The organism is Salipiger abyssi (assembly GCF_017311415.1).
Classification (GTDB): Bacteria; Pseudomonadota; Alphaproteobacteria; order Rhodobacterales; family Rhodobacteraceae; genus Salipiger; species Salipiger abyssi_A.
In genome coordinates, this window is the sequence record NZ_JAEKIS010000020.1 from 38,739 (window position 1) to 63,052 (window position 24,314).

The window sequence follows — 24,314 nt, forward strand, 5'->3', positions numbered from 1 at the left end:
TGCCGTCACATCGGGATCGGGCGCTGTTCCTCGATGGCTTCCATGGCGAAATAGGAGGTTACGGTCTCCAGCTCGATTTCTTCGATGAGCGTCTTATAGACCTCGTCATAGCTCATCATATCGCGGGTGATGATCTTGAGCAGGTAATCGTATTCGCCGCCGATGCGGAAGAAGTCGATCACATCGGGGATCGACGAGACATGCTTGCGAAAGCGCTTGAGCCAATCGGCGGAGTGGTGCCGCGTCTTGATCATCACAAAAACCACCAGCCCGGCGCCGAGCTGGTTGCGGTCGAGCACCACGGTGTGATTGCGGATCACGCCGGCGGCGTCCAGCGCCTTGAGCCGCCGCCAGCAGGCGTTTTGCGACAGGCCGACACGCTCGCTCAGCGCGCGCTGCGATTGCGACGAGTCGCGCTGGAGTTCGGCGAGAATGCGGTGATCGATCTTATCGAGTTTGAGGGGCATATATCGTTCATATGATAGAATTATAGATTCAAAAAGGTGAAAAGCTGTGAAGTTTTTTCCGTATCTCGCGTCATACTTTTTGCAAGGTAGCTGACCAACGGAGCGGCCATGGCCCCCCTCGACGATTTCGCGCATTCGCTCAAACGCCCCGATCTGGTGGACTGGCTGCGCGCCGGGCTGATCGGCGAGGCGGCCCGGATCGACGGGCCGTTCGGCCCCAAGCCGCTGGTCTATGCCGATTACGTCGCCTCGGGCCGGGCGCTGACGCAGGTGGAGGATTTCATGCGCGACCGGGTGCTGCCCTATTACGCCAACAGCCACACCCAGGCCTCCTATTGCGGTGCCTTCAGTACCCGCCTGCGCGAGGCGGCGCGGGCCGAGATCGCCCGCATGACCGGCGCCGGCGCGGGCATGAGCGTGGTCTTTGCCGGTTCGGGCACCACCGCCGGGATCAACCGTATCGTCGGGCTGCTGGACATCGCCGGCATCGCCGCGCGCGGGGGTCGCGCCGTGGCGCTGATCGGGCCGTATGAGCACCACTCCAACCTGCTGCCCTGGCGTGAGAGCGGCGCCGAGGTCATCGAGATCGCCGAGGATGCGCAGGGCGGGCCGGATCTGGCTGCGCTTGAGCGGGCGCTCGTCGCCGCGCGGGGCGCCGATCTGATCGTCGGCAGCTTTTCCGCCGCCTCGAACGTAACCGGCATCCTCACCGACGTGGATGCGGTGACCCGGCTGCTGAAGCGTCACGGCGCCGTCTCGGTCTGGGATTACGGCGGCGGCGCGCCCTATATCGCCATGGACATGAAGCAGGGCAGCGACGCGGAGAAAGACGCCATCGTGTTCTCGCCGCACAAGTTTCCCGGCGGTCCCGGCGCCTCGGGGGTGATGATCGTGCGCGACGCCATCGCCCGGCGGAGCACGCCGACGCTGCCCGGGGGCGGCACGGTGAGCTTTGTCTCGCCCTGGGGGCACGCCTATTCCGGCAGCCTCGCCGACCGCGAGGAGGGCGGCACGCCCAATGTCGTCGGCGATATCCGCGTGGCGCTGGTGATGCTCATCAAGGAGGCGCTGGGGCAGGACTGGCTCGACGCCCGCCACGCCGCGCTGCGCGCCCGGGCCGAGGCGGTCTGGCGCCACAATCCGCATCTGGAGCTGCTCGGGCTGCAAGGGCCGGAGGCGCTGCCGATCTTTTCCTTCCGGGTGCGCGACGGGCAGGGCGGGCTGGTGCATCATCAGTTCTTCACCCGGCTGCTGAGCGACGTGCACGGCATTCAGGCGCGCGGTGGCTGCGCCTGCGCCGGATCCTACGCCCACCGGCTGTTGGGGCTCGACGAGGCCTCGTCCGAGGATACGTTCGATGCCATCGCCCATGGCGAGGAAGTGGCCAAGCCCGGCTGGGTACGGCTCAATTTTTCGGCACTGATGAGCGATGACAAGGCGGATATGATCATCGCCGCGGTGGACAATCTGGCCCGGGAGGCGTCAGACTATATGTCGCAGTACCGGGTCGATGCGCGGACCGCGCGTTTCGCACCCGCCGGAACCGCACAGGAGATCCTCGCATCGTGACCGTGACCAGCCCGCTCGCCAATCGCGCCTTCCGCACCCTTTTCGCCGCCCAGGTCTGTTCGCTGCTCGCGGTCGGCCTGCTGACCGTGGCGCTGTCGCTGATGGCCTACGAGATCGGCGGGCCGGCGGCGGGTGGGCGCGTTCTCGGGCTGCTGCTGGCACTGAAGATGGTGGCGTATGTCGGGCTCGCGCCCTTTGCCGAGAGCCTGCTTGGCGCGCTGCCGCGCAAACGCGCGATGGTGGGGCTGGATTTCGGTCGCATGCTGCTGCTGATCCCGATGGTCTTAGTCTCGCAGACCTGGGAGATCGCGACGCTCGCCTTTCTGTTCTTCGTGCTGGCCTCGGGTTTCACACCGCTCTTTCAGTCGGTGATCCCCGATGTGCTGCCGGAGGAGGAGACATATACCAAAGCGCTGGCCTGGTCACGCATCGCCTACACGCTGGAATCGGTGCTGAGCCCGGTGATCGCGGCGGCGGTGCTGAAGCTCGTGGCGCCCGAGGCGCTGTTCCTCTGTGCAGCACTTTCGTTCCTGGGCTCGGTCGTCTTCCTGCTCGCCACGCGCTTTCCGCCCAAGGGCCATGCCGAGCGCAAGGGGCCGTTCCTGACCCGCGCGTTGCGGGGCATGAAGATCTATGCCCGCACGCCCCGGTTGCGGGGGCTCTTCCTGCTGAATTTCGCGCTGTCGCTGGCCATGGCCTGGGTGCTGGTCAACTCGGTGGTCTACGCCGGCGCAAGGCTGGGCGATGCCGAGGGGCTCTATCCGGTGCTGATGGCGGGCTACGGTTTCGGCGCGGCGCTGGGGGCGATCTTTGTGCCGCGCCTGGTGCGCCATACCGGTGAACGCCAGGCGATGCTCGCCGGCATCTTTGCCTTCGCGGTCTCCGGCGCGGTCTTTGCGCTCATCCCGCAGCCGCCGCTGGCCGGGCTGCTGGTCATCTGGGCGGCCTTCGGCCTGGCCTCGTCGCTGGTGCTGACGCCCGGCGGGCTGGTGATCACCCGCTCGGCGGCGCGCGCGGATCGGGCGGCGGTCTTTGCGGCGCAGTTCTCGCTCAGCCATGGCGGCTGGCTGGTCGCCTATCCGCTGGCCGGCTGGCTCGCCAGCCTGCTGACGCTGGAACAGGCGATGCTGGCGCTTTCGCTGCTCGCGGCGCTGGTGGCGCTCATCGCCACCCGCGTCTGGCCGGCGCGCGATCCGCTGGAGCGCGCGCATGACCACCCCGAACTGCCCGCAAATCACCCGCATCTGCGCAACCATCCCGGGCATGGGCCGCGCCATCGCCACGCCCATGCCTATCACATAGACGAGCTGCATCCGACTTGGGCAAAAACATCCCATTGAGCCCCTTGTTGATGCTGAACCGCGACACGTTTTTCCTCTAGGATGATTCGTATGCACACGAACGACACATCTCCAATCGACGCGCAGGGCCTCGAGGCGCTTGAGGCCCGGCTTCACGAAGACCTCGGTTTTCTCTGCTATCCCGGCAAGGACTGGGTGCCGGCGCGGGAGGGCGTGACGGATGTGGTGATCATCGGCGGCGGCATGTGCGGCATGGTGGCCTGGCTCGGCCTGCAAACCGGCGGCGTGCGCAATATCCGCGTGCTCGACCGCAGCCCCGAGGGGCTGGAAGGGCCCTGGCTCAACTATGCCCGCATGGAGACGCTGCGCTCGCCGAAAACCCTGACCGGTCCGGCCTTCGGCCTCGGTCCGCTGACCTTTCAGGCCTGGTATCGCGCTCAGCACGGCACGGAAGCCTGGGAAAAGATGGACAAGATCCCGCGCCCGATGTGGATGGACTACCTGCGCTGGTATCGCAAGGCGCTGAACGTGCCGGTGGAAAACGGCGTCTCGGTCGACAAGGTCGAGCCCGAGGGCGATCTGCTGCGGCTTACCGTGTCGGGGGCCGAGGAGGGCACGATCCTCTGCCGCAAGCTGGTCTTTGCCACCGGGCGCGACGGCACCGGCGGGCCGAACATTCCCGGCTTCATCAAGGATCTGCCGCGCCGCTTCTGGGCGCATAGCGCCGACGAGATCGACTTCGACGCGCTCAAGGGCAAGCGCGTGGCGGTGATCGGGGTGGGCGCCTCGGCGGTCGACAACGCGGCGGAGGCGCTGGAGCACGGCGCCGCCGAGGTGCGCCATGTGATCCGCCGCAAGGAGATGCCGACGATCAACAAGATGATGGGCATCGGCAGTTTCGGCTTCACGGCCGGCTTCGCCGATCTTCCCGACGAATGGCGCTGGCGCTTCATGCAGTACAGCTTTGCCACCCAGACGCCGCCGCCGCATGGCTCGACCCTGCGGGTGAGCCGCCACAAGAACGCGCATTTCCATTTCGGCAAGGCGACGACAAGGATCGAGCAGCGCGGTGACGAGGTCGAGGTGCATTTCGCAGACGGCACATCCTATGTTGCGGATTTCGTCATCCTCGGCACCGGGTTCGTCATCGACCCGATGGCGCGCACCGAGTTCGGCGATGTGGCGGGCAAGATCCTTCTGTGGCAGGATGTCTACACCCCGCCGGAGGGTGAGGAGAACGCCGATCTGGGCCGTTTTCCCTATCTCAACCCGGATTTCACCTTTCGCGAGAAGGTGCCGGGCGAGGTGCCCTGGCTGAGCAAGGTCTATTGTTTCAACTACGGCGCCTCGGCGAGTCTCGGGAAGGTCTCGGGCGATATTCCGGGCGTGTCCGAAGGCGCGGCCTGGCTGTCGCGGGCGATGGCGGCGACGCTGTATGCCGAGGATCTGGAGACGCACTGGCAGGACATGCTGGATTACGAAACACCCGAGCTCGACGGCAGCGAGTGGGAACCGACCCCGCTGCCGCAGCCGGCGGAAGGACAGGTGGCATGAGCATTTTCGACAGCACGACGCTGAAGGCGGCGGGCATCGCACAGGGTCCGGTAGCGGCCGCCGTCGAGACCCGCGCCAAGATCATCGAGGCGACCCAGGCCGCCGAGGACGCGGTGCTGAGCCCGCGCGATCCCGGCGCCTTCCCGCACGATCTGCGTGCAGCCCTTGCGGCACGGCTCGCCACGGCGGGCGGCGAGCCGGCGCTGGCCGAGCGCTATCTCGACAAGGCCGGCGCCATGGTGGCGCTGGCCGATCCGGCGCGCGATGGCGTGGCCGAGGGGTTTGGCACGGTCGTGGCGTTTTTCGACAAGGCCGCCAACCGGACCCGCGACATAGCCGCCGAAGACATCTCTTCGCTTCAGGCCGAGGGAATTGCGGATGCGGATATCGTCCGGCTCTGCGAGCTCAGCGCCTTCATGGCCTATCAGCTACGCGTCGTGGCCGGGCTGCGCCTGATGAAAGGGGAAGCGGCATGAGCCGGATCGTTCACAAGTTCACCCGCAAAGTGCCGCACTGGCAGCCGCGCGTTACCCCGGTGAAGCTGGACGAGGCCACCGAGGAACAGCTCGATGCGCTTCAGGTGACGCCGTCGAACACCAAGGTCTCTGAGTATGTGCTGACGCTGGCGCATGACGTGGAGAGCCTCAAGGTGCGCTCGCCGCTCTTCAACGCGATCATGTACGACCCCGGCGGCATGAGCCGGGCAGAGCGCGAGCTCGGCGCCATCGGCGCCAGCATGGTCAACCGCTGCATCTACTGCGCCGCCGTGCATGCGGACCGCCACGCCAAGCTTGAGAAGGATACGTCGGTCACCGACGAACTTTTCGAAAAAGGTGAGAAGGCCGATCTAAGCCCCCGCAATCGCGCGATTTTCGACTTTGCGCGCAAGCTGTCGGAAAGCCCGGTGGATGCCGCGCCCGAAGACATGGCCAGGCTGCGCGCGGCGGGTCTCAGCGACGAGGAAATCCTCGACCTGATCCTCTCTGCGGCGCTGTTCGGCTGGGCCAACCGGCTGATGCATGTGCTGGGCGATCCGGTGCGGCAGGAGGTGCCCGTATGAGCGCCAAAGTCGGCATCGCAGGCGCGGGCTCCATCGCGTTCGGCACGGCGGCGCTGCTGCATCAGAACGGTCACGACCCGATGCTGTGGTCGCCGTCGGGTGCCTCGACGGCTGCGCTGCAAGACGGGTTGCTGACCGCCACCGGCGCCATCGAGACGCAGTTCGACCCGCGCGTCGCGGCCTCGGCGCAGCAACTGGCCGAGGAAAACGACGTGCTGCTGATCGCGCTGCCGGGCTATGGCCACAAGGCCGTGTTCTACGCGCTGGCGCCGCATATCCGCGCTGGCCAGCACATCCTCATCAGTTCGCACGCCTCGCTCGGCGCGGTCTATCTGATGCAGGCACTTGCCGCGCGCGGCGTGGAGGCCGCCGTGACCGCCTGGGGCACCACGGTTGTGACCGGACGACGGGGCGAGGGGGCCAGCGTGCAGGTCAATACCGTGCGCAAGAAGGTCGATCTCTGCACCGTGCCCGAGACTCGCAGCGATTGCGCCCGCGCGGTCTGCACCACGCTTTTCGGCGATGTCTTTGTGCCGCGCGACGGGCTGCTGGCGATCTCGCTGTCCAATCTCAACCCGCAGAACCACCTCGGCATCGCGCTTGGCAATATCACCCGCATGGAGCGCGGCGAGATCTGGAGCCAGGGCCAGAACGTCACCCCCAAGGTGGGCGCGCTGCTGGAGGCGCTGGATCTGGAGCGGCTGGCCATCGCCGGGGCGCTGGGGCTGAAGACCAAGACGATCTTCGAGCATTTCAGCCAGAGCTTTCATGTGCCGATCTCCACGATCTCGGAGATGAACCAACAGATGCACGCGCAGGGCAATGGCGGCACAGGGCCTGCCACCGCCGACAGCCGCTATGTCACCGAGGATGTGCCTTACGGGCTGCAACTCACCGCCATTCTGGGGCGGCTCACCGGCCATCCGGCAGAGCTGCACGATGCGGGGATCAAGATCTTCTCCGCCATGTATGCCCGCGATTTCGCGCATGAAAACGATCTTCTGAATGCGCTGGAGCTGGATCGCTACAGCCTCGACGATCTGCGCCAGGCCGCCCGTACCGGCCTGCTGCGGAAGACGCCGGAACCGGCGTCGTGACCCCGACGATACGGCAAAGAAACGACAAATAACCAACCCAACACGGAGACGCGCACCATGAGCAAGCTCATCCTCAACCGCCGCAAACTGCTGACCACCGCCGCCATGACCGGCGCCGCGCTGGCCAGCCCCGCCTATCTGCGCCGCGCACATGCGCAGGGCGGCGAGGTCAATATCTGGACCTATAACGATTTCGTCCCGGCGGCCTTCAAGGAGCAGTTCGAGGCCGAAACCGGCATCAAGATCAACATCCGTCTGGTCGACGACCAGGGCAAGCAGTTCAGCCTGCTCGCCGCCGAGGCGCCGAACCCGACGGTGGACATCATGACCGTCGCGGGCCACCGCTTCCTCCAGTTCATCGACAGCGACCTTCTGGCGCCGCTCGACACCGACCGGATGAGCAACTGGGGCAACATCAACCCGACCTTCTCGGAAAGCGACTGGGCCACGATCAACGGCCACAAATGGGGCGCGCCGATCCTGTCGGGCATGGAAGTGCTGGCCTACAACACCGACTATGTCACGCCGGAAGAGGCCGAGAGCTGGGACACACTCTTCAGCGAGAAATACAAGGGCCAGACCGCCTATGTCATCCAGGACATGATGTCGATCGTCATGCTCATGAAGGGTTACGACGGCAATATGGTCCAATATCTGGGCGACCCGGAAAAGGCCGAGGCCATCGTGAAGGAAGCCCGCGATTTCCTCATCGAGAAAAAGCCGCTGGTGCGGAAATACTACGATGGCGGCGCCGAGGTGCAGCAGATGTTCGTCAACCAGGACATCATGCTGGGTCACAGCTGGAACGGCCCGGCGGCGGCGCTGATCAACGACGGCTTCCCGCTTGGCATGTCGATCCCGAAAGAGGGCTCTTACGGCTTTGTCTACACTTACAATATCGCCAAGAACTGCCCGAACCCGGACAACGCCTATACCTTCCTGAATGCCATCCTCGCCTCGCCCGAGATCGGTGCGGCGATGACCAAGGCGTCGGGCTTCATCTCGACCTACAAGGGCGCGTCGGAATATCTGACCGATCTGGAGAAGAAATCCACGTCCTTCCCGGACGAGCAGCTGGCCAATCTCCAGTTCTTCCGCGCCGAGGCCAACGAGATGAAATACGGCTTCGTCGATCCGGCCGTGGAGGCCATCAAGGCCGCCTGAGCCATCGGACCGCAGCCCCGTCCGCGCCTGTCCGGCGTGGGCGGGGCTTTCGACAAGCCTTTCGAAAGGGCACAATACCATGACCTATGACGCATCCGCGCGCGAAGACCGCGGTGCCGTCCCGGCCGCTGGAGGCGAGCGCACCTTCTGGGGGCGGCTGGCCTCCTGGGCGCCCTACAGGGCGCTGGTGCAGCTCGCCACCGCCACGCCGCGCCGTCAGTTCCTGATCCTTGCCGCCTTGCCCGTGCTCTGGGTGCTGACCCAGCATCTGGGACCGATGCTGCAAATGCTCCGCGTGTCGCTGACCGACGCCTATCCGGTCGCCGTGGGCACAGAGCAGCATTTCACCTTCGACAACTACCTGCGCTTCTTCGGCGACCGGCTGTTCTGGATGCCGTTCTTCCGCACGCTGGGCTTTGCCTTCGTCTTCACCCTCTGCACGCTGATCCTGACCTATCCGGTGGCCTATTTCCTGGCGCGCCATGTCAGCCCCAAGAACCGCATGCTGCTGCTTTTGATGCTGCTCATCCCGTTCTGGGTGGGCGAGATCGTGCGCACCTATGCGATCATGATCCTGTTGGGCAATACCGGCGCGGTGAACCTCGTGCTGAAATGGCTGGGGCTGATCGACCGGCCTATCCCCTTCATGTACACGAGCTTTTCCATGGGCGTCGGCATCGTCTATCTGACCGCGCTTTACATGCTGCTGCCGCTCTATTCGGCGCTGGAGAAGCTGCCGAAATCGCTGAACGAGGCCGCCGCCGATCTCGGCGCGGGTGCCTGGACGCGGTTCCGCCGCGTGACGCTGCCGCTGACCATCGAAGGGATCTCCTCGGGCTGCACGCTGGTCTTCCTGATCTCGACGGGGTTCTACGCCACGCCGGTGTTGCTGGGCGGGCCCTCGACCACGGTGTTCGCCGAGACAATCGCCGGGTTCTTCCACGTCGCGGGTGACGAATGGCCCACGGGGGCTGCCTTTGCGGTGATCATGTTCCTCGCGGCGCTGATCCTCACCACGCTGTTCCAGAAACTCATGACCAGCCTGCGCAAGGGAGATGCGAAATGACCCGGGGCAACCGCATTCTGCTCTCCTGCACCTATTGGGCCTTTGTCGCCTATGTCTTTGTGCCGCTGGTGCTCATGGTGCTGATGGGCTTCAAGGACAGCAAGTTCATCGGCTTCCCGATCCGCTCCTATACACTTGAGTGGTACATGGGCATCTTCGAGAATGCCGAGGTGATCTCCGCCTTCGCCTATTCGGTGGCGATCGCGGTGCTGTCGACGCTGATCTCGGTCTTTGTCGGCACCTGGATCGCGGTGCTGCTGGAGGGGCGAAAGTTCTGGGGCCGGGCGGCGATCTTTGGGCTGACGGTGCTGCCGGCGCTGATCCCCGGTATCATCTCGGCCATCGCCTTCCGCATCTATGCGCGCTATCTCGGGGTCGAGCCCGGCATGGGCGCCATCGTCTGGTCCCACGCGGTGCACAACGTGCCCTTTGTGGTGCTGGTGGTGATGGCGCGGCTCTCGACCCTGCCGAAAAGCCAGATCGAGGCGGCCCGTGATCTGGGCGCCGACCCGCTGATTGCCTTCCTGCGCATCACGCTGCCCTATCTGATCCCCGCGATCATGGGGGCGAGCATCTTCTGCCTGCTGCTCAGCTTCGACGATTTCGTCCGCTCCTTCTTCCTGGGCGGCTACGAGCCGACCCTGCCGGTGCTGATCTTCGCCAAGCTGAAATCGGGGATGTCGCCCGAGATCAACGCCATCGCCACGGCGGCGCTGGTCCTGACCGCCGTTGTCGGCGTCTGGGCCGAGCGCTTTACCCGCCGCATGAACAAGGAGTCCTGAGCCATGACCTCAGACGCGCTCGTCCGCATCCAGAACGTCTCCAAGCATTTCGGCGACACCACGGCGCTTGACGATCTCACCCTCGATATCGCCCGGGGCGAGTTCGTGACCTTCCTCGGCCCGTCGGGCTGCGGCAAGTCCACCACGCTGCGCATTCTCGGTGGTTTCGAGCAGCCGAGCTCGGGCAGTGTCATCCTCGACGGCACCGATGTGACCCGTCTGCCGCCGGAGAAACGCCAGGTGAACATGGTGTTTCAGGATTACGCGCTGTTTCCGCATATGACGGTGCGGCAGAACATCTCCTTCGGGCTGGAACTGAAGGGGATGAGCAAGACAGAGATCCGCCGCCGGCAGGACGAGATCATGTCCTTCCTCGAGCTCGACGCCTATGGCGACCGCTACCCGGCGCAGCTTTCCGGCGGGCAGCGGCAGCGGGTGGCGCTGGCCCGGGCGCTGGCGCCCGATCCGGCGCTCCTGCTGCTCGACGAGCCGCTGGGCGCGCTCGACGCCAAGTTGCGTGGGCAGGTGCAGCAGGAGCTGAAAAGCATCCAGCGCCGTACCAGCAAGACCTTCTTCTTCGTGACCCACGATCAGGAGGAGGCGCTGACCATGTCCGACCGCATCGTCGTGATGAACAAGGGCCGGGTGGAGCAGGACGGCACGCCGGAAGAGCTTTATTTCCATCCTGCGAGCCGCTTTGTGGCGGAGTTCATCGGCGAGACCAACCTGCTCACCGGCGAGCTGCGCGGCACCGAGGGCGATGCTGTGGTGATGGACTGGTTCGGCCAGACCCTGCGCGGCCATGCGCCGGGTGGGGTGCCGCAGCCGGGCACGCCGATCACCGCCTCGGTGCGTCTGGAGCGGCTGGGCTTTCACGCGGAGCGCCCGGCGACGGCGAATGCGGTGCAGGGACGGGTGGTCGGCAAGACCTTCCTCGGCAGTCGCATGGCGCTCGACCTGCTCGTCGACGAGGCGCAGGGCGCGACGCTCAAGGCCTATGTCGATGCGGATACCGGCCAGTCGGTGGGCGAGGCGCCGGTCTGGATCGGTTGGGAGGAAAGCAGCATGGCGGTGCTGCGCGACTGAGCGGCGCCAAGGTGCCGGGTGCGGGAAACAGGCGGGCCTCCGGGCCCGCTTTTGCGTCAGAGAGCCGCGCCGCCGTTCCGCCCCTCTGGGCGCAGCCGCAGCGCGGTGCCGCCGAGATCGCGGAAGGCGCGTTGGCGGCAGGTCAGCACGAGGATCTGTAGATCGCCCGCCTGACGGTGCAGCGCATCGAACATGCGCTCGATGCGGTCGTCGTCGGTAAAGACCAGCGCGTCGTCGAGGATCACCGGCGCCGGGCGTCCCGCCGCCGAGAGCATGCGCGCAAAGGCCAGCCGGACCAGCAGGGCGAGCTGCTCCTGCGTGCCGCCCGAAAGAATATCCACCGGCTCCTCGGCGCCGGCGCGGATCAGCGCATGCGGCAGCAGCGTGTCCTGGCCCCAGGTCAGCTCCGCCTCGGGCCAGAGCAGGTGCAGGAGCGGTTTCAGCTCGGTGGCGACCGGGGTGAAATAGCGCTCGCGGGCGTCGTTGCGGGCGGATTCGAGCGCGGATTCGAGACGGCTCAGCACCGCGACCTCATGGGCGATGCGGTCGCGGTCGTCGCGCGCGGTGGCAAGCGCCTGCTCGGTCTCCGCCAGCCGCTCCTCCACCGCCTCGCCGGAGCCGCGCGCGATGCGCTCATCGAGCGTGGCGAGCAGCGGGGTCAGCCGGGCGATCTCGTCGCGGGCGCGGGTGTCGACCGATTGCGCCCGTTGCAGTGCGGCCCGGGCGGAGGCCATGTCGGGGGCGTTGCGCGCGGTCTCGTCGCGCTGCGCCTCGGCGGCATCGCAGGCGGCGAGCGCCCGTTGCAGCGCCTCAGTGAGGGCGTCTTCTCCGGTTTCGCCGGCGCGGGTCTGTGCCTCTGTGGCGCGCTGGAGGCGGTCGCGCAGACCGGCGAGCGCTGCGGCCTGTTTCGCCGCTTCGGCGCGGGCATCGGCGAGCCGTTCGGCGGCGCTGTCGCGCTGCGCCTGCGCCAGCTTGGCCGCGTCCTGCGCGGCGCGCAGCGCAGCTTCGGTCTCGGCGGGATCGGCGGCGGGGCCGTCATCGTCCGGCGCGGGAATGCGGGCGAGGGCGGTGCGCAGCGGGTCGAGCCCCTCGGGCGCGAGGCTGCGGAACACCGCCTGCGCCGAGTCGAAATTCTGGCTGGCCTCCGCGCGCGTCTCGGCCGCCCTGCGGGCGTTCTCGACGCTCTCCACTCCCAGCGCATCGAGCGCCTTGCGCAGCGCTGTTTCGGCGCGCTCCAGCCCGCCGGCATTGGCGCTGCCGTCGCCGGGCTGGATGTCGAGCGTGCCGATGCCTTCGATTTCCAGCCGCTGCGAACGGGTCAGGGGCAGGGGCGTGCCGTCGGGCAGCGGTTCGCCATCGCGGCGCACCGTGCCGGCCTTGCCCGGCGCGTACTGCATGCTGATCCGCGTCGCGGTGGCGTCACGGGCGGCGAGGGCGGCGGTGCGCTCGGCGACCAGCGCCTCGATCCGCCGCAGGGCGGCGGCGTCAGGGCCGCTGCGCATGGCGCCGCTTGCCGTCTCCATGGTGGCGCGGGCCTGCTCGGCGCGGGCGATGCGGTCCGCCAGTTCCTGCCGCCGTTCGGCGCCCTCGCGGGCGGCCTGCGCACGCTCGGCGCGGCGATGCGCGTCGGCGGCCATGGTCAGCGCGGCCTGTGCCGTCTCGAGTGCGGTATCGGCGGCGTCCTTGTCCTTTTGCCGCGCCGCCTGTGTCTCGGCGGCGGTCGCTGCGCTGGCTTCTGTCTCCGAGACCAGCGCGCCTGCCTCCTTTGCCTCCTGCGCGGCGGCACGGAACCGCTCCAGCCGGTCGCGCGCGGTGCCCAGGGTGAGCTGCGCCGTCTCCAGCCGGCGGTTGGCAGTCTCCAGCGCCTCCGCATGGCGCTCCGCTTGGCGCATGGCCTCGCGCGCGCTCTCCAGCCGCGCCTGCCGCGCGGCCACCGCGTCGGGATCCTCCAGCTCGGCCAGCGCGCGGCGCGAGCGGCTGCGCTCGGCCAGCGCTTCGTGCAGCGCGTCCACGGTGGCCGAGAGCGCCGCCTGCTCCGCCTCCAGCGCCGCCACCGCGTCCTGCGCGTCTTTCCAGGGGCCGCGCGGGCGGCGGGTCTTGCCGCTGGCATAGCGCTCCAGCTCCTCGCGGCAGCGCGCCAGCGCCATATCCATGCGCCGCCCGCCGGTCATCGCCTCGACCTCCTCGCCGATCGAGGACATCAGGTCGCGCCGCGCCTCCAGCGCCGCCTTCTGCTCGCGCGTGCTGCCACCGCCGAGATCGGTGACGCCCTGACGCACCCAGATCAGCCCCGAGGGCCCGCCCTCCGGGCCGCCGAGCAGATCGGCGATCCAGGCCTCGGCGGCATCCGATTGCACCACCAGCCGGTCACCCTGATGCACGGTTGCCGTGGCTTTGGAAAACCAGCGCTTGGCGATGGTGAAGCGGCCCGCCTCGGTCTCCACCTCGACCGCGATCTCGGGCGCGCCGCCGACATGCGGGCGCAGCGACGAGACCTCCTTGTCGCGCGAGCCGTGGGGTTTGAAGAACAGCGCCTGAAGCGCGTCGAACAGCGTGGATTTGCCCGACTCGTTGGGCTCGCTCAGCACGTTGAGCCCGTCGGCGATGCCCTCGACCGTCACCGGCGTGGTGAAGCGGCGGACGTTTTCCAGCCGGATGGCGCGCAGTCTCATGGCTCGCCCTCGTGCATATAGGCATAGAGCCGGACCAACGCGTCACCCGCGACGCGGCGCTCGGTCTCGGCGCGGGCCGGATCCTCGGCCTCCTCCTGCAAGGCATTGGCGGCGAGGCGCAGCGCGCCGGCATGGTCGATCTCGTCGAGATCGGCGGCATCGTATTGCGTGCCGAGCGCGTCGCTGCGCAGCTCGAAATGGGCGAATTCCGGACCAAGCCGCGCCACCGCCCGGCGCAGCGCCAGCTGATCAGAGAGCCCGGCCCAGCCATCGGCCATAACGCGCAGCAGGATATCGCGCCGCCCGCGCGCCGGCAGCAGCGCCTCGAGCGCCGCGCCCGCATCCTGACGCGGATGCAGGGTGAGTGCGGCCTCCTCCCAGAGAAAGGCGCCGGTCTCGATCTCGCGCAGCTGCGGCGTGGCGCCGGGGCCGTCGAGCGCCACGCTGAGGCAGACGCCCCGGCGGTTGTGCTTGAAGCGGTCCTGCTCGGGCGTGCCCGGATACTGCGTGCGGTCAGAGACCGCCATGCGCCCGTGCCAGTCGCCGAGCGCCAGATAGTCGAGCCGGGCGCTGCGCTCGCGGTCCGGCGCGATGGCGCCGCCGCTCTCGGTGAAATCGGTGATGCCGCCATGGGCGAGCGCGATGCGCAGATCGCCCTCGGGGCTTTCCATCGCGGGCAGCGAGGCTGTCGGATCGCTGCCGGTGGCGCGCCAGGCGACCGGGCAGGGCAGCAGTGTGGCGCCCGGGGCGAGCGGCACCGGCGCGGCCTCGGTCAGGGCGCGGAGATTGCCGGGGCCGTCGCGGCGCAGCGTTTCCCAGAGCGGCTCGGCATCGCGCAGGTTGTCGTGGTTGCCGGGCAGCAGCCACCAGGTGATTTCCGCCGCCTCACCCATGGCGGCGAGGCTCTGGCGGATCAGCGTCGGCGAGGGGGTGGCGGTGTCGAACGTGTCGCCGGCCAGCAGCACATGCGCCGCGCCCTCGGCCCGGGCCGCGTCGGCCAGACGCGCGATGGCGGCGTGACGCGCCTCCATCAGGCGGCCACGGATATTGCCGTCGGGCGGCTCGGGGATATTGGCGAAGGTCCGGCCGAGATGCAGATCGGAGCTGTGCAGGAAGCGGAAGGTCATGACGGCCCAATCTGTGCCCGTCCGCCGGGCGCTTGGCAAGGGCGGGCCACGTCGCGAAACGCAGGCTCTGCGTGCAGGCGAAATCGGACCGGGCGGGGGAATGGAGCGGGTGAAGGGAATCGAACCCTCGTCGTCAGCTTGGGAAGCTGCTGCTCTACCATTGAGCTACACCCGCGGCAGGCGTTTGATTACTGCACGGATCGGGCGCTGGCAAGGGAGTCTTTTGCCCGGCGCGCGGGCAGGTGCCCATGCCGCGCCGCGGCGCGCAAATGCGCCTTGCACGTAAGGGCGCGGACGCATAGAAGACCGCAAATTCGACAGAGAGAGGCGGCACTGCGACGAGGGCCGCGCAAGAACCAAGGAAGATGGTATGCAGGTCACCGAGACGCTGAACGAAGGGCTGAAGCGGGCCTATGAACTGATCCTCACCGCCGAGGAACTGGACGCGAAGGTCAACGCCAAGCTCGCCGAGGCGCAGCCCGAGATCGAGATGAAGGGCTTCCGCAAGGGCAAGGTTCCGATGCCGCTGCTGAAAAAGCAGTTCGGCCAGCGCCTGATGGGCGAGTCGATGCAGGAAGCGATCGACGAGGCCATGTCCAAGCATTTCGAGGACAGCGGCGACCGTCCGGCGCTCCAGCCCGAGGTCAAGATGACCAACGAGGACTGGAAAGAGGGCGACGACGTCAATGTCGCGATGTCCTATGAAAAGCTCCCCGAGGTGCCCGAGGTCGATTTCTCCGGCGTCGAGGTCGAGAAGCTGGTCGTGAAGGCAGACGATGCCGCCGTCGACGAGGCGCTGGCCTCGCTCGCCGAGACCGCGCAGGATTTCAAGGACCGCCGCAAGGGCACCAAGGCCAAGGACGGCGATCAGGTCGTCATCGACTTTGTCGGCAAGGTCGACGGTGAGCCCTTCGAGGGCGGCGCCGCCGAGGATTATCCGCTGGTGCTGGGCTCCAACTCCTTCATCCCGGGCTTCGAAGAGCAGCTCGTGGGCGTGAAGGCCGAGGAAGAGAAAGCCGTCGAGGTCACCTTCCCCGAGGAATACGGTGCCGAGCATCTGGCCGGCAAGGCCGCTGTCTTCGACGTGACCGTCAAGGCGGTCAAGGAGCCCGTGGCCGCCGAGGTCGACGACGAGCTGGCGAAGAAATTCGGCGCCGAGGATCTCGAGTCGCTGAAGGGCCAGATCCGTGAGCGTCTGGAGGCCGAATATACCGGCGCCGCGCGTCAGGTGATGAAGCGCGGCCTGCTCGACAAGCTCGACACGCTGGTGAGCTTCGAGCTGCCGCCGTCGCTGGTCGATACCGAGGCCAAGCAGATCGCGCATCAGCTCTATCACGAAGAGCACCCGGAGGATCACGGCCACGATCACGGCGAGATGGAGCCGACCGACGAGCACAAGACCCTCGCCGAGCGCCGCGTGCGTTTGGGCCTGCTGCTGGCCGAGATCGGCCAGAAGGCCGAGGTCGAGGTCACCGATGCCGAGATGACCCAGGCGATCATGGCGCAGGCGCGCCAGTACCCGGGCCAGGAACGCGCTTTCTTCGATTTCGTGCGCCAGAACGCGCAGATGCAGCAGCAGCTCCGCGCGCCGATCTTCGAGGACAAGGTGATCGACCACATCGCCGAGCAGGCGACCGTGACCGAGAAAGAGATCACCAAGGAAGAGCTTCAGACCGCCGTCGAAGCGCTCGACGACGAGTGATCGCAGGGCCGGGGGCGACCCCGGCAGCACAGAATAGAAAGAGCGGGCCATGCGGTCCGCTCTTTTTCGTTTGGGATGAGCCTGTTGGGCGGCACAGCCAATTCCGTCGACCCTGACCCGGCTTGCGTTACGCTCTCGGTCCCAGGCGCGTTTCTTCACCCGTGCAAACGAAAAACCGCGCCGGAGATCCGGCACGGTTCATCATGTCTTGGAAGGAAAAACGAGCGTGGAGGCTCAGTTTTCCTCGGCTTCTTCCGCGGCACGACCCTCGGGGGTCTCGACCAGATCGGAATCTTCCGACGAGGCTGCGCCGATATCGTCGAAGAGCTCGGCGATCTCGAATTCGGCCTGGGCCTCTTCCTCGGCGGCGAGTTCCTGGATCGACTTGCCCGACGCTTGCAGCTCGGCCTCTTCCGGCGAGCGGGCGACGTTCAGGCTGATCGTGCACATGACCTCGGGGTGCAGGTGCACCTCGACCTCGTGCAGACCCAGCTCTTTGATCGGCTGACGGATGATAACCTGCTTGCGGTCGATCGAGAAACCTTCCTCGGTGGCCACGTCGGCCGCGTCACGGGTGGTGACCGAGCCATAGAGGTTGCCGCCGTCGGAGGCCTGGCGAATCACGACGAATTGCTGGGCGTCCAGCTTCTCGGCGAGGGCTTCGGCCTCTTTCTTGGTTTCCAGGTTGCGCGCTTCGAGCTGCGCTTTCTGGGTCTCGAACTGAGCGATGTTCTCTTTCGAGGCGGTCAGCGCCTTGCCCTGAAGCAGCAGGTAGTTGCGGGCATAGCCGGGCTTGACGTCGACGACATCGCCCATCTGGCCGAGCTTGGCCACGCGTTCCAGAAGGATGACTTGCATGGGTCTGATCTCCTTACTTCACGGCGTAGGGCAGCAGGGCGAGGAAGCGGGCGCGCTTGATGGCGCGGGCCAGCTCACGCTGCTTCTTGGCGCTGACAGCGGTGATCCGCGAGGGCACGATCTTGCCGCGCTCGGAGATGTAGCGCTGGAGCAGCTTGGTGTCTTTGTAGTCGATCTTGGGTGCATTGTCGCCCGAGAAGGGGCAGACCTTGCGGCGGCGGAAAAACGGTTTTGCAGCCATGGTTTAACTCCTCTTCTTCAGGGTATCAGTTGCGGCGTTCGCGACGGTTGTCACGCTCGTCGCGTTTCTGCATCTGGATCGACGGGCCTTCGGCATGTTCGTCGACCTTGATGGTCAGAACGCGCATCACGTCGTCATGCAGGCGCATCAGGCGCTCCATCTCCTGCACCGCGGTTGCGGGGGAGTCGGTGCGCAGGAAGGCATAGTGGCCCTTGCGGTTCTTGTTGATCTTGTAGGCCATCGTCTTGACGCCCCAGTACTCGGATTCGACGACCTTGCCGCCATTGTCCGAAAGCACGGTGCTGAAATGTTCGACGAGGCCCTCGGCCTGCGCGTTGGACAGATCCTGACGCGCGATAAAGACATGCTCGTAAAGCGGCATGTGAGCTCCATTTCTATCAAGGCGCATTTCATAGGGCAGGCGATCCCTTCGCTCCTGCCCACGAGAGACTGCGCGGTTCATACGGTCTCGCAAAGGGATGCGCCCGTATACACGCTCGGTCGCCGAGATCAAGCCTTGAGGCCGAAGGGCGGAAATGAGGCCATGGCGCCCGCGATTTTCCCGGATCGCGCCGAAATATGGCCGGGTTTGTTGGCGAGGGTAAGCACATTCCCGTGATCCCCAGCTGCCGGAGGAGCCTGCGTCATGACCGCCTATACCACACCGATCCCGCCCCGTACCCCCGCCGCCGGCCTGGCGCTCGGGCTTGTCTTGCGCGCGGTGCTGCTGGTCGTCGGCAGCGGTCTCACCGTGGCGGCCTTTGGCCTCTGGCTCATGCCTGGCGCGTCTCAGCTGCCGGAACTGGCGCTGATCAAGCTGGGCCTGTCGCTGTTCTTTCTGATCGGCGGGCTGTGCTGCATCACCGGGGCGCGGGGCGGCCGCTGAGCGGCAACGGCGCAAACCCGCGCAACGCAATGTTCATTTTTCAACAGTATCTGTGGGAGCAGCGGTAATTGCCGCGGCGCGGCAAACCTCCATCTTTCGGGCATTGACCAACGTCATCCAACTCACGGAGCCCGAGTATGAAATCCATCCTTTTCGCCGGCCTGCTGGCCGCAGCCCCGCTGGCCGCCGTCGCAGCCCCCGAAAACTATGTGCTGGACTCCAGCCACAGCCAGATCGTCTTCTCCTACAACCACCTCGGATACTCGACCGGCTACGGCATGTTCTCCGGTTTCGAAGGCGAGATCTCCTATGATGCCGAAGACCCCGCCGCATCGTCGGTGGAGGTTTCCTTCCCGGTGCGCTCCATGCTGACCGGCTGGGAAGCGCGGTTCGAGCATTTCATGAGCGACGACTTCTTCGGCGCCGCAGATGACAGCGAAATGGTCACCTTCACCTCCACCGGCATCGAAGTGACCGGCGACGACACCGCGTTGATCACCGGCGACCTGACCCTGAACGGCGTCACCAAATCCGTCGTGCTCGACGCCACGCTGAACCAGGCCGGCGATCACCCGATGGAAGGCAAGCCCTGGCTCGGCTTCTTCGCCACCACCACGCTGGTGCGCTCGGAGTTCGAACTCGGCATGTTCGCCCCCTATGTCAGCGACGAGGTCGAGGTCGAGATCTCGGTCGAGGCGATGAAAGCCGAATAACCCCGCATTCGTATGTAACGAGTACCCTGTTCGCGTAGCTGACGAGTGCCGCTTTTACCTCTTTTGATGAGTGGTTTGGGTATTGCGTTAAGACTTTTGGGTTTTGAGTGAGCCCCCCGATGGCCGTCGCGCTGCCGGGGGGCTTTTTTGCCTCCCGCCCCGCCTGGGCTCAACGCCGGCGGTCGCGGTAATCCGACAGCCGCTTGCCCGGCTCGTCGACGAAAAGCCCCGGCAGCGGCGTGAGCTGGGTCACCCGGTCGATGCGGAAATGGTCGAACGCGCCCCGCGTCTCGTTCCAGGCGGTGCAGGTCCAGACCCGGCCCCAATAGTCGATCTCCAGCGGGCGGATCTCCTGCTCGCCGTCGCGCCCCTTTAGCGTCACGCGCAGCTTTTGCCGGGCGCGGATTGCGGCGCGAAACACCGGCATGTGGCGAAACCCCTGCGCCGCCTCGCGATAGGCGGCGCCGGCAAAGCCAAAGCTCGCGGGCTCGGGACTGGCCTCCTCCGGCAGCACCGCGTCGATCTTGGCCGAGAGACTCTCTGCCGCCTCCGCCAGCTCCGGCAGCTCGCCGGCGCCCGCACCCACGGCGGCCAGCCCCAGATGCAGCACCTCCAGCTCGGTCTCCGTCAGGTTCAGCGGCGGCAGGGTGATGCTGGCCTCCGCCGCATAGCCCCGTCCGCGCGTGCCCGTCACCGGCACGCCCGAGGCGGCGAGCGTGCCCATGTCGCGATAGATCGTGCGCACCGAGACGCCGAATGCCTCCGCCAGCGCTTCCGCCGTGTGCAGCCGGCCATCCTTGAGCCGCTGGAGCAGGGCAAAGAGACGGTCGGATTTCCTCATGCGATTCGGCGCCTTGCTGCTGCGGATCGGGATACGCGGGGCACTCTCGGGCAACTGACAGAATAATGTCAACAAAGCGGTCGAAATATCCCGCCGCGACCGCCCGCCGATGCGGTTGGCCGCTTTTCGCGCCCCGGGAAAGCGCCTAGAGAAAGACAGGAGACGTTCAACGCCGGGCGCCAGGGCGCGCCCGCGAGATGGAGAAGAGACATGCTCAACAATATCGGCCTTCCCGGCCTTCTGCTGATCGCCGTCGTGGTGCTGGTGCTGTTCGGCCGCGGCAAGATTTCCAACCTCATGGGCGAGGTCGGCAAGGGCATCACCGCCTTCAAGAAGGGCGTGAACGAGGGCGGCAAGGAACTCGAGGACGCCAAGGCCGACGAGGCCAAGGACGTGACCCCGGAAGACGAGAAAGACAAGGCGTAAGCCATGTTCGATCTGGGCTGGTCGGAGCTTATGGTCATCGGCATTGTGGCGCTGATCGTCGTCGGGCCGAAAGACCTGCCGATGCTCTTCCGCAATGTGGGCCGCTTCATGGGCAAGGCGCGCGGCATGGCGCGCGAGTTTTCGCGCGCGATGAACGACGCGGCCGACGAGAGCGGCATGCGCGATGTCGCCAAGACCTTCAAAAGCGCCACGAATCCGGTGGGCACGGCCTTTGACGGGGTCAAGGATGCGGCTCGCGCGATGACCGATCCGACGCCCGAGCGCAAGGATACGGGCCTCAAGGAAGACCCCGGCGCGCTCGATGCCGAGCGCTCGGACGCCAAGCGCCGGATCGAGGCGAGCGCTGCGCGCTCTGCGGCGGACCGGCAAAAGCGCGAGGCGGAGCAGGCGGCAAAACGTGCCGAGGAAGCCGCCACAAAGGCCGCCGAGCTGGAAGCGGCGCTGAAAAAAGACGGTGAGGCATGAGCCAGGCAGAAAATGACGAGATCGAAGACAGCTCGGCCCCGCTGATCGAACATCTGGCCGAGCTGCGCACGCGGCTCATCCGCTCGGTGATCGCCTTCATCATCGGCATCGTGTTGGCGTTCACGGTCGCCGAGCCGATCCTGCAATTCCTGCTGGGGCCAATCGAGGCGACCCTGCGCGAGCTCGGCGACCCGTCGCCGACGATGCAGTACACCTCGCCGCAGGAATATCTCTTTACGCTGTTCCGGATCTCGATGGTCTTCGGCTTCGCGCTGGCCTTCCCGGTGATCTCCTACCAGCTCTGGCGCTTCGTGGCGCCGGGGCTCTACAAGTCCGAGAAGGGCGCGTTTCTGCCCTTCCTGATCGCCTCGCCGGTGATGTTCCTGCTGGGCGCGAGCTTTGCGCATTTCGTGGTGACACCGCTCGCCATGGCGTTCTTCCTCGGCTTTGCCGATGTGTCGTCGATCTTTGCCAACCTGCTCTCGACGGCGGCGGATCGGGTGAGCGACGGCGTCGCCGGTGTCGCGGCCTCCGAACCCGCCATGGTGCCCGAGACCAGCGAGGGCATCCGCATCACCTTCTTCGGCAAGGTGAACGAGAGCCTCGACATCACGCTGAAATTCATCATCGCCTTCGGCCTCTGCTTCCAGCTGCCGGTGCTGCTCACGCTGATGGGCAAGGCCGGGCTGGTGACCTCCGAGGGGCTCGGCTCGGTGCGTAAATACGCCGTGGTGGCGATCCTGGTGCTGGCCGCGCTGGTCACCCCGCCAGATGTCACCACCCAGGCGATCCTGTTCACCGTGGTCTACGGGCTCTACGAGATTTCGATCTTCCTTGTCCGCCTGGTCGAGAAGAAGCGCGAGAAGGAGCTGAAAGAGCAGGGGCTGTGGTTCGAGGACGAGCCGGACACCGAGAACGATCCGATGTTCAAGGAGTTCGACGAGGATGACGGCGAACCGGACGACGAGGACAAGACCAAGTGAGCAAATCCGCCCTCAAACGCATCGCGGCGGCGCTGGAGCGTATGGCTCCGGCGCCGCTCGCCGCTCCCGATTTCGACGCCGCCGAGGCCTTTGTCTGGCATGTCGATCCCGACCGGCTGCAACCGGTGGAGCAGGTCAACCGCGTGCCGCTGCGGCTGCTGCTGGGAATCGACCGCACCCGCGACACGCTGTTGCAGAACACCGCCCAGTTCGCCCGTGGCATGCCCGCGAACAACGCCCTGCTCTGGGGCGCGCGGGGGATGGGAAAGTCAAGCCTTGTCAAGGCGGTATGCGCCGAAATTCGTGCGCAAGGTGAAGATATGAAGCTGGTTGAGCTGCAACGTGAGGATCTGGGCTCGGTGGCGCGGCTGCTGACCCTGCTGCGTGCCTCCGACAAGCGGTTTGTGCTGTTCTGCGACGACCTGTCGTTTTCCCATGACGATCAGCATTACAAGAGCTTGAAGGCCGTTCTTGATGGAGGGATCGAAGGCCGGCCGGACAATGTCCTGTTCTACGCCACCTCCAATCGCCGCCATCTGATGCCGCGCGACATGATCGAGAACGAACGCAGCTCGGCGATCAACCCGTCCGAGGCGGTCGAGGAGAAGGTTTCGCTCTCCGACCGGTTCGGGCTCTGGCTGGGCTTCCACCCCTGTTCGCAGGACGAATATCTCGCGATGATCCGGGGCTATTGCGCCGCCTATGGCGTCACGGTGGAAGAAGACGAGCTGCGCGCCGAGGCCATCGAATGGCAGGCAACCCGCGGCGCGCGCTCCGGCCGTGTCGCCTGGCAGTTCTTTACCGATCTGGCGGGCCGCAGGGGCGTGGCACTGGGGTAGCCCCGCCGCGCTGCCTCTCCAGACGGCGCATATGAGCAGTTGAAGAAAGACGAAAGCGCCTCCGGGAGCGCCCCTGATCCTTCATCTTTCTGAAAATACTCAAAAAAATCCGGCCACCGGAGCCGGACATTCCTTGATGGGGTACGCGCCGAGCGAGGTCAGCGCAGATAGGTCATCGGGTCGACGCTGTCGAAGCCCTTGCGCACCTCGAAATGCAGGAAGCTCGGGTCGCCCGCGCGCACCTTGCCGATGCTCTGGCCACGGCTCACCGCATCGCCCTTCTGGACGCTGAGCTGATCCACATGGGTGTAGATCGACAGCACCTCGTCGGGATGGCGGATCACCAGGATCTGCACATTGTCGGTATTGGTGGTGATCGCCGCCACGGTGCCGCTGGCGGCGGCTTTGACGGCGGTGCCGGCAGAGGCGGAAATATCGATCCCCTCGTTCTTGCCCTTGGCATATTCACGGATGATGCTGCCGTTGACCGGCATCGACATCTTTGCCGAAGAGCTGCCGCTTGGCGCGCTCTGGCTCTGGCCGATATTGGCCACAGGCTTCGCGTTGCTTGTCGCTGCGGCGGCGGCGCTTTCGGCCACCGAGGGCTCGTCTTTCGGCAGCGGCTGCGACGCAGAGGGCGGCTCGGGCGTCTGCGAGCCGGCGCCCGGCGGCGGTGTGACCGCGGCTTCACTGGAGCTTGCGGCGGGCTTTTCCACCACCGGAATCAGCAGATACTGGCCTTCGCGCAGGGAATAATCGCTGTCGAGCGCGTTCCAGTCCGCCAGCGCGCGCGGGGTGATATTGTAGAGCCGCGCGATTGTATAGGCGGTCTCGCCGCGCGCCACCTTGTGGCGGATCGGCTCGACGCCGTTCTGCATGCGCACCTCTGGCTGCGGTTGCTGCGTTTGGGCGGGGGCGGTCGCCGGGGCGCTGTCGATGGCGTTGCCGGCGAGCGTGGTGATATCGACCTCGGCTGCCGGACGGATCGGGCCGGTGGTCGCGGCGCCGGTGGCGGGCGAGGGTTCCGAGACCCGGCGGGGCAGGGCAATGATCTCTCCGGCGCGCAGACGGTCGTCGGGCTGGATGCCGTTGTAACGGGCAAGCTCGCCGGCGGGCAGGCCGATGCGATTGGCCAGATCGGTCGCGGTATCGCCGCGCCGGGCCACCGCGACCTGATAATTCGGATAGGAGATGATGCCGCGATCGTCGGGCTGGGGCCGGTCCGCCACCGCCGCCAGTGCCGCCTGGCTGGTGTCGACCTGGCCGCCCATCCGGCCGCGCATGTCATAGTCGAACGGTCCCGAGCAGGCGCCGAGCGCGGCGGCAAAGGCCAGCGGCGCGCCAAAGCGAAGGGGGAGGGATCTGCTGTCCATCTCGATATCCTCAGATGCGCC

At 66.5% G+C, this 24,314-nt stretch carries 25 protein-coding genes and 1 tRNA gene; 17 read left to right on the forward strand and 9 right to left on the reverse strand.

The features are described from left to right. Window positions 1–5: 5 nt before the first annotated feature. A complete protein-coding gene (locus tag I6N89_RS20875) occupies window positions 6–467 on the reverse strand; it encodes an Lrp/AsnC family transcriptional regulator (RefSeq protein ID WP_207020355.1) in 462 nt (153 codons plus the stop codon). Window positions 468–575: 108 nt separating this feature from the next. Here I6N89_RS20875 and I6N89_RS20880 point away from each other — a divergent pair, with 108 nt between their 5' ends. The 10 genes from I6N89_RS20880 to I6N89_RS20925 all read left to right on the forward strand — a co-directional run bounded on the left by I6N89_RS20880 (window position 576) and on the right by I6N89_RS20925 (window position 11,146). After that, complete coding sequence (locus I6N89_RS20880; RefSeq protein WP_207020356.1) at window positions 576–2,036, forward strand: aminotransferase class V-fold PLP-dependent enzyme; 1,461 nt, start codon at window positions 576–578, stop codon at window positions 2,034–2,036. After that, window positions 2,033–3,376 (forward strand): MFS transporter, encoded by a 1,344-nt coding sequence (locus I6N89_RS20885; protein WP_328805911.1) that lies wholly within the window; start codon window positions 2,033–2,035, stop codon window positions 3,374–3,376. Before I6N89_RS20880 ends, I6N89_RS20885 begins: the two co-directional genes overlap by 4 nt. A gap of 51 nt (window positions 3,377–3,427) precedes the next feature. Then, on the forward strand, window positions 3,428–4,891 hold the full coding sequence (locus I6N89_RS20890; protein WP_207020357.1) for an NAD(P)-binding domain-containing protein: 1,464 nt from the start codon (window positions 3,428–3,430) through the stop codon (window positions 4,889–4,891). Further along, on the forward strand, window positions 4,888–5,367 hold the full coding sequence (locus I6N89_RS20895; RefSeq protein WP_207020358.1) for a hypothetical protein: 480 nt from the start codon (window positions 4,888–4,890) through the stop codon (window positions 5,365–5,367). Before I6N89_RS20890 ends, I6N89_RS20895 begins: the two co-directional genes overlap by 4 nt. Continuing rightward, complete coding sequence (locus tag I6N89_RS20900; RefSeq protein WP_207020359.1) at window positions 5,364–5,951, forward strand: peroxidase-related enzyme; 588 nt, start codon at window positions 5,364–5,366, stop codon at window positions 5,949–5,951. The genes I6N89_RS20895 and I6N89_RS20900 overlap by 4 nt, the downstream gene beginning before the upstream one ends. Then, window positions 5,948–7,048, forward strand: a complete 1,101-nt coding sequence (locus I6N89_RS20905) for an NAD/NADP octopine/nopaline dehydrogenase family protein (protein WP_207020360.1) — start codon at window positions 5,948–5,950, stop codon at window positions 7,046–7,048. Before I6N89_RS20900 ends, I6N89_RS20905 begins: the two co-directional genes overlap by 4 nt. A gap of 57 nt (window positions 7,049–7,105) precedes the next feature. After that, complete coding sequence (locus tag I6N89_RS20910) at window positions 7,106–8,212, forward strand: ABC transporter substrate-binding protein (protein WP_207020361.1); 1,107 nt, start codon at window positions 7,106–7,108, stop codon at window positions 8,210–8,212. A 79-nt stretch (window positions 8,213–8,291) separates the two neighbouring features. Then, on the forward strand, window positions 8,292–9,278 hold the full coding sequence (locus I6N89_RS20915) for an ABC transporter permease (protein ID WP_207020362.1): 987 nt from the start codon (window positions 8,292–8,294) through the stop codon (window positions 9,276–9,278). After that, complete coding sequence (locus tag I6N89_RS20920; RefSeq protein ID WP_207020363.1) at window positions 9,275–10,060, forward strand: ABC transporter permease; 786 nt, start codon at window positions 9,275–9,277, stop codon at window positions 10,058–10,060. The genes I6N89_RS20915 and I6N89_RS20920 overlap by 4 nt, the downstream gene beginning before the upstream one ends. A gap of 3 nt (window positions 10,061–10,063) precedes the next feature. Continuing rightward, window positions 10,064–11,146: an ABC transporter ATP-binding protein gene (locus I6N89_RS20925; protein WP_207020364.1), complete on the forward strand. Its 1,083-nt coding sequence runs from the start codon at window positions 10,064–10,066 to the stop codon at window positions 11,144–11,146. 56 nt (window positions 11,147–11,202) lie between these two features. Here the strand turns inward: I6N89_RS20925 and I6N89_RS20930 are convergent, their stop codons facing one another. The 3 genes from I6N89_RS20930 to I6N89_RS20940 all read right to left on the reverse strand — a co-directional run bounded on the left by I6N89_RS20930 (window position 11,203) and on the right by I6N89_RS20940 (window position 15,120). Beyond that, window positions 11,203–13,818: an AAA family ATPase gene (locus tag I6N89_RS20930; protein WP_207020365.1), complete on the reverse strand. Its 2,616-nt coding sequence runs from the start codon at window positions 13,816–13,818 to the stop codon at window positions 11,203–11,205. Continuing rightward, window positions 13,815–14,945 carry a metallophosphoesterase family protein gene (locus tag I6N89_RS20935; RefSeq protein WP_207020366.1) on the reverse strand — a complete coding sequence of 377 codons (1,131 nt, stop codon included), beginning with the start codon at window positions 14,943–14,945 and terminating at the stop codon, window positions 13,815–13,817. The genes I6N89_RS20930 and I6N89_RS20935 overlap by 4 nt, the downstream gene beginning before the upstream one ends. A 101-nt stretch (window positions 14,946–15,046) precedes the next feature. Further along, window positions 15,047–15,120, reverse strand: a tRNA-Gly gene (locus I6N89_RS20940). A gap of 195 nt (window positions 15,121–15,315) precedes the next feature. Here I6N89_RS20940 and tig point away from each other — a divergent pair. Continuing rightward, window positions 15,316–16,647: a trigger factor gene (tig, locus tag I6N89_RS20945; RefSeq protein ID WP_207020367.1), complete on the forward strand. Its 1,332-nt coding sequence runs from the start codon at window positions 15,316–15,318 to the stop codon at window positions 16,645–16,647. Between the two features lie 234 nt (window positions 16,648–16,881). Here the strand turns inward: tig and rplI are convergent, their stop codons facing one another. From rplI to rpsF, 3 genes are read right to left on the reverse strand one after another with little or no spacing between them, the layout of a single operon-like run. Beyond that, complete coding sequence (rplI, locus tag I6N89_RS20950; RefSeq protein ID WP_207020368.1) at window positions 16,882–17,505, reverse strand: 50S ribosomal protein L9; 624 nt, start codon at window positions 17,503–17,505, stop codon at window positions 16,882–16,884. A gap of 13 nt (window positions 17,506–17,518) precedes the next feature. After that, window positions 17,519–17,746: a 30S ribosomal protein S18 gene (gene rpsR / locus I6N89_RS20955; RefSeq protein ID WP_008328567.1), complete on the reverse strand. Its 228-nt coding sequence runs from the start codon at window positions 17,744–17,746 to the stop codon at window positions 17,519–17,521. A gap of 25 nt (window positions 17,747–17,771) precedes the next feature. Next, window positions 17,772–18,128, reverse strand: coding sequence for a 30S ribosomal protein S6 (rpsF, locus tag I6N89_RS20960; RefSeq protein WP_207020369.1), 357 nt, complete (start codon window positions 18,126–18,128; stop codon window positions 17,772–17,774). A gap of 264 nt (window positions 18,129–18,392) precedes the next feature. Here rpsF and I6N89_RS20965 point away from each other — a divergent pair, with 264 nt between their 5' ends. Then, window positions 18,393–18,632 carry a hypothetical protein gene (locus I6N89_RS20965; RefSeq protein WP_207020370.1) on the forward strand — a complete coding sequence of 80 codons (240 nt, stop codon included), beginning with the start codon at window positions 18,393–18,395 and terminating at the stop codon, window positions 18,630–18,632. 137 nt (window positions 18,633–18,769) lie between these two features. Continuing rightward, window positions 18,770–19,345: a YceI family protein gene (locus tag I6N89_RS20970; RefSeq protein WP_207020371.1), complete on the forward strand. Its 576-nt coding sequence runs from the start codon at window positions 18,770–18,772 to the stop codon at window positions 19,343–19,345. Window positions 19,346–19,514: 169 nt separating this feature from the next. On the opposite strand, the gene I6N89_RS20975 is transcribed toward I6N89_RS20970, so the two are convergent. Next, window positions 19,515–20,186 (reverse strand): helix-turn-helix transcriptional regulator, encoded by a 672-nt coding sequence (locus tag I6N89_RS20975; RefSeq protein WP_207020372.1) that lies wholly within the window; start codon window positions 20,184–20,186, stop codon window positions 19,515–19,517. Window positions 20,187–20,396: 210 nt separating this feature from the next. Here I6N89_RS20975 and I6N89_RS20980 point away from each other — a divergent pair, with 210 nt between their 5' ends. From I6N89_RS20980 to I6N89_RS20995, 4 genes are read left to right on the forward strand one after another with little or no spacing between them, the layout of a single operon-like run. Then, complete coding sequence (locus tag I6N89_RS20980) at window positions 20,397–20,612, forward strand: twin-arginine translocase TatA/TatE family subunit (RefSeq protein WP_076704134.1); 216 nt, start codon at window positions 20,397–20,399, stop codon at window positions 20,610–20,612. Between the two features lie 3 nt (window positions 20,613–20,615). After that, the gene (tatB, locus tag I6N89_RS20985; protein WP_207020373.1) at window positions 20,616–21,098 is read left to right on the forward strand and encodes a Sec-independent protein translocase protein TatB; all 483 of its coding nucleotides are present in this window, start codon (window positions 20,616–20,618) and stop codon (window positions 21,096–21,098) included. Beyond that, entirely contained in the window at window positions 21,095–22,081 is a 987-nt protein-coding gene (gene tatC / locus I6N89_RS20990) for a twin-arginine translocase subunit TatC (RefSeq protein ID WP_207020374.1), read from the forward strand. Before tatB ends, tatC begins: the two co-directional genes overlap by 4 nt. A 41-nt stretch (window positions 22,082–22,122) precedes the next feature. Then, a complete protein-coding gene (locus I6N89_RS20995) occupies window positions 22,123–22,920 on the forward strand; it encodes an ATP-binding protein (protein WP_236016763.1) in 798 nt (265 codons plus the stop codon). Between the two features lie 158 nt (window positions 22,921–23,078). On the opposite strand, the gene I6N89_RS21000 is transcribed toward I6N89_RS20995, so the two are convergent. Further along, window positions 23,079–24,293 carry a LysM peptidoglycan-binding domain-containing M23 family metallopeptidase gene (locus tag I6N89_RS21000; RefSeq protein ID WP_207020376.1) on the reverse strand — a complete coding sequence of 405 codons (1,215 nt, stop codon included), beginning with the start codon at window positions 24,291–24,293 and terminating at the stop codon, window positions 23,079–23,081. Between the last annotated feature and the right edge of the window lie 21 nt (window positions 24,294–24,314).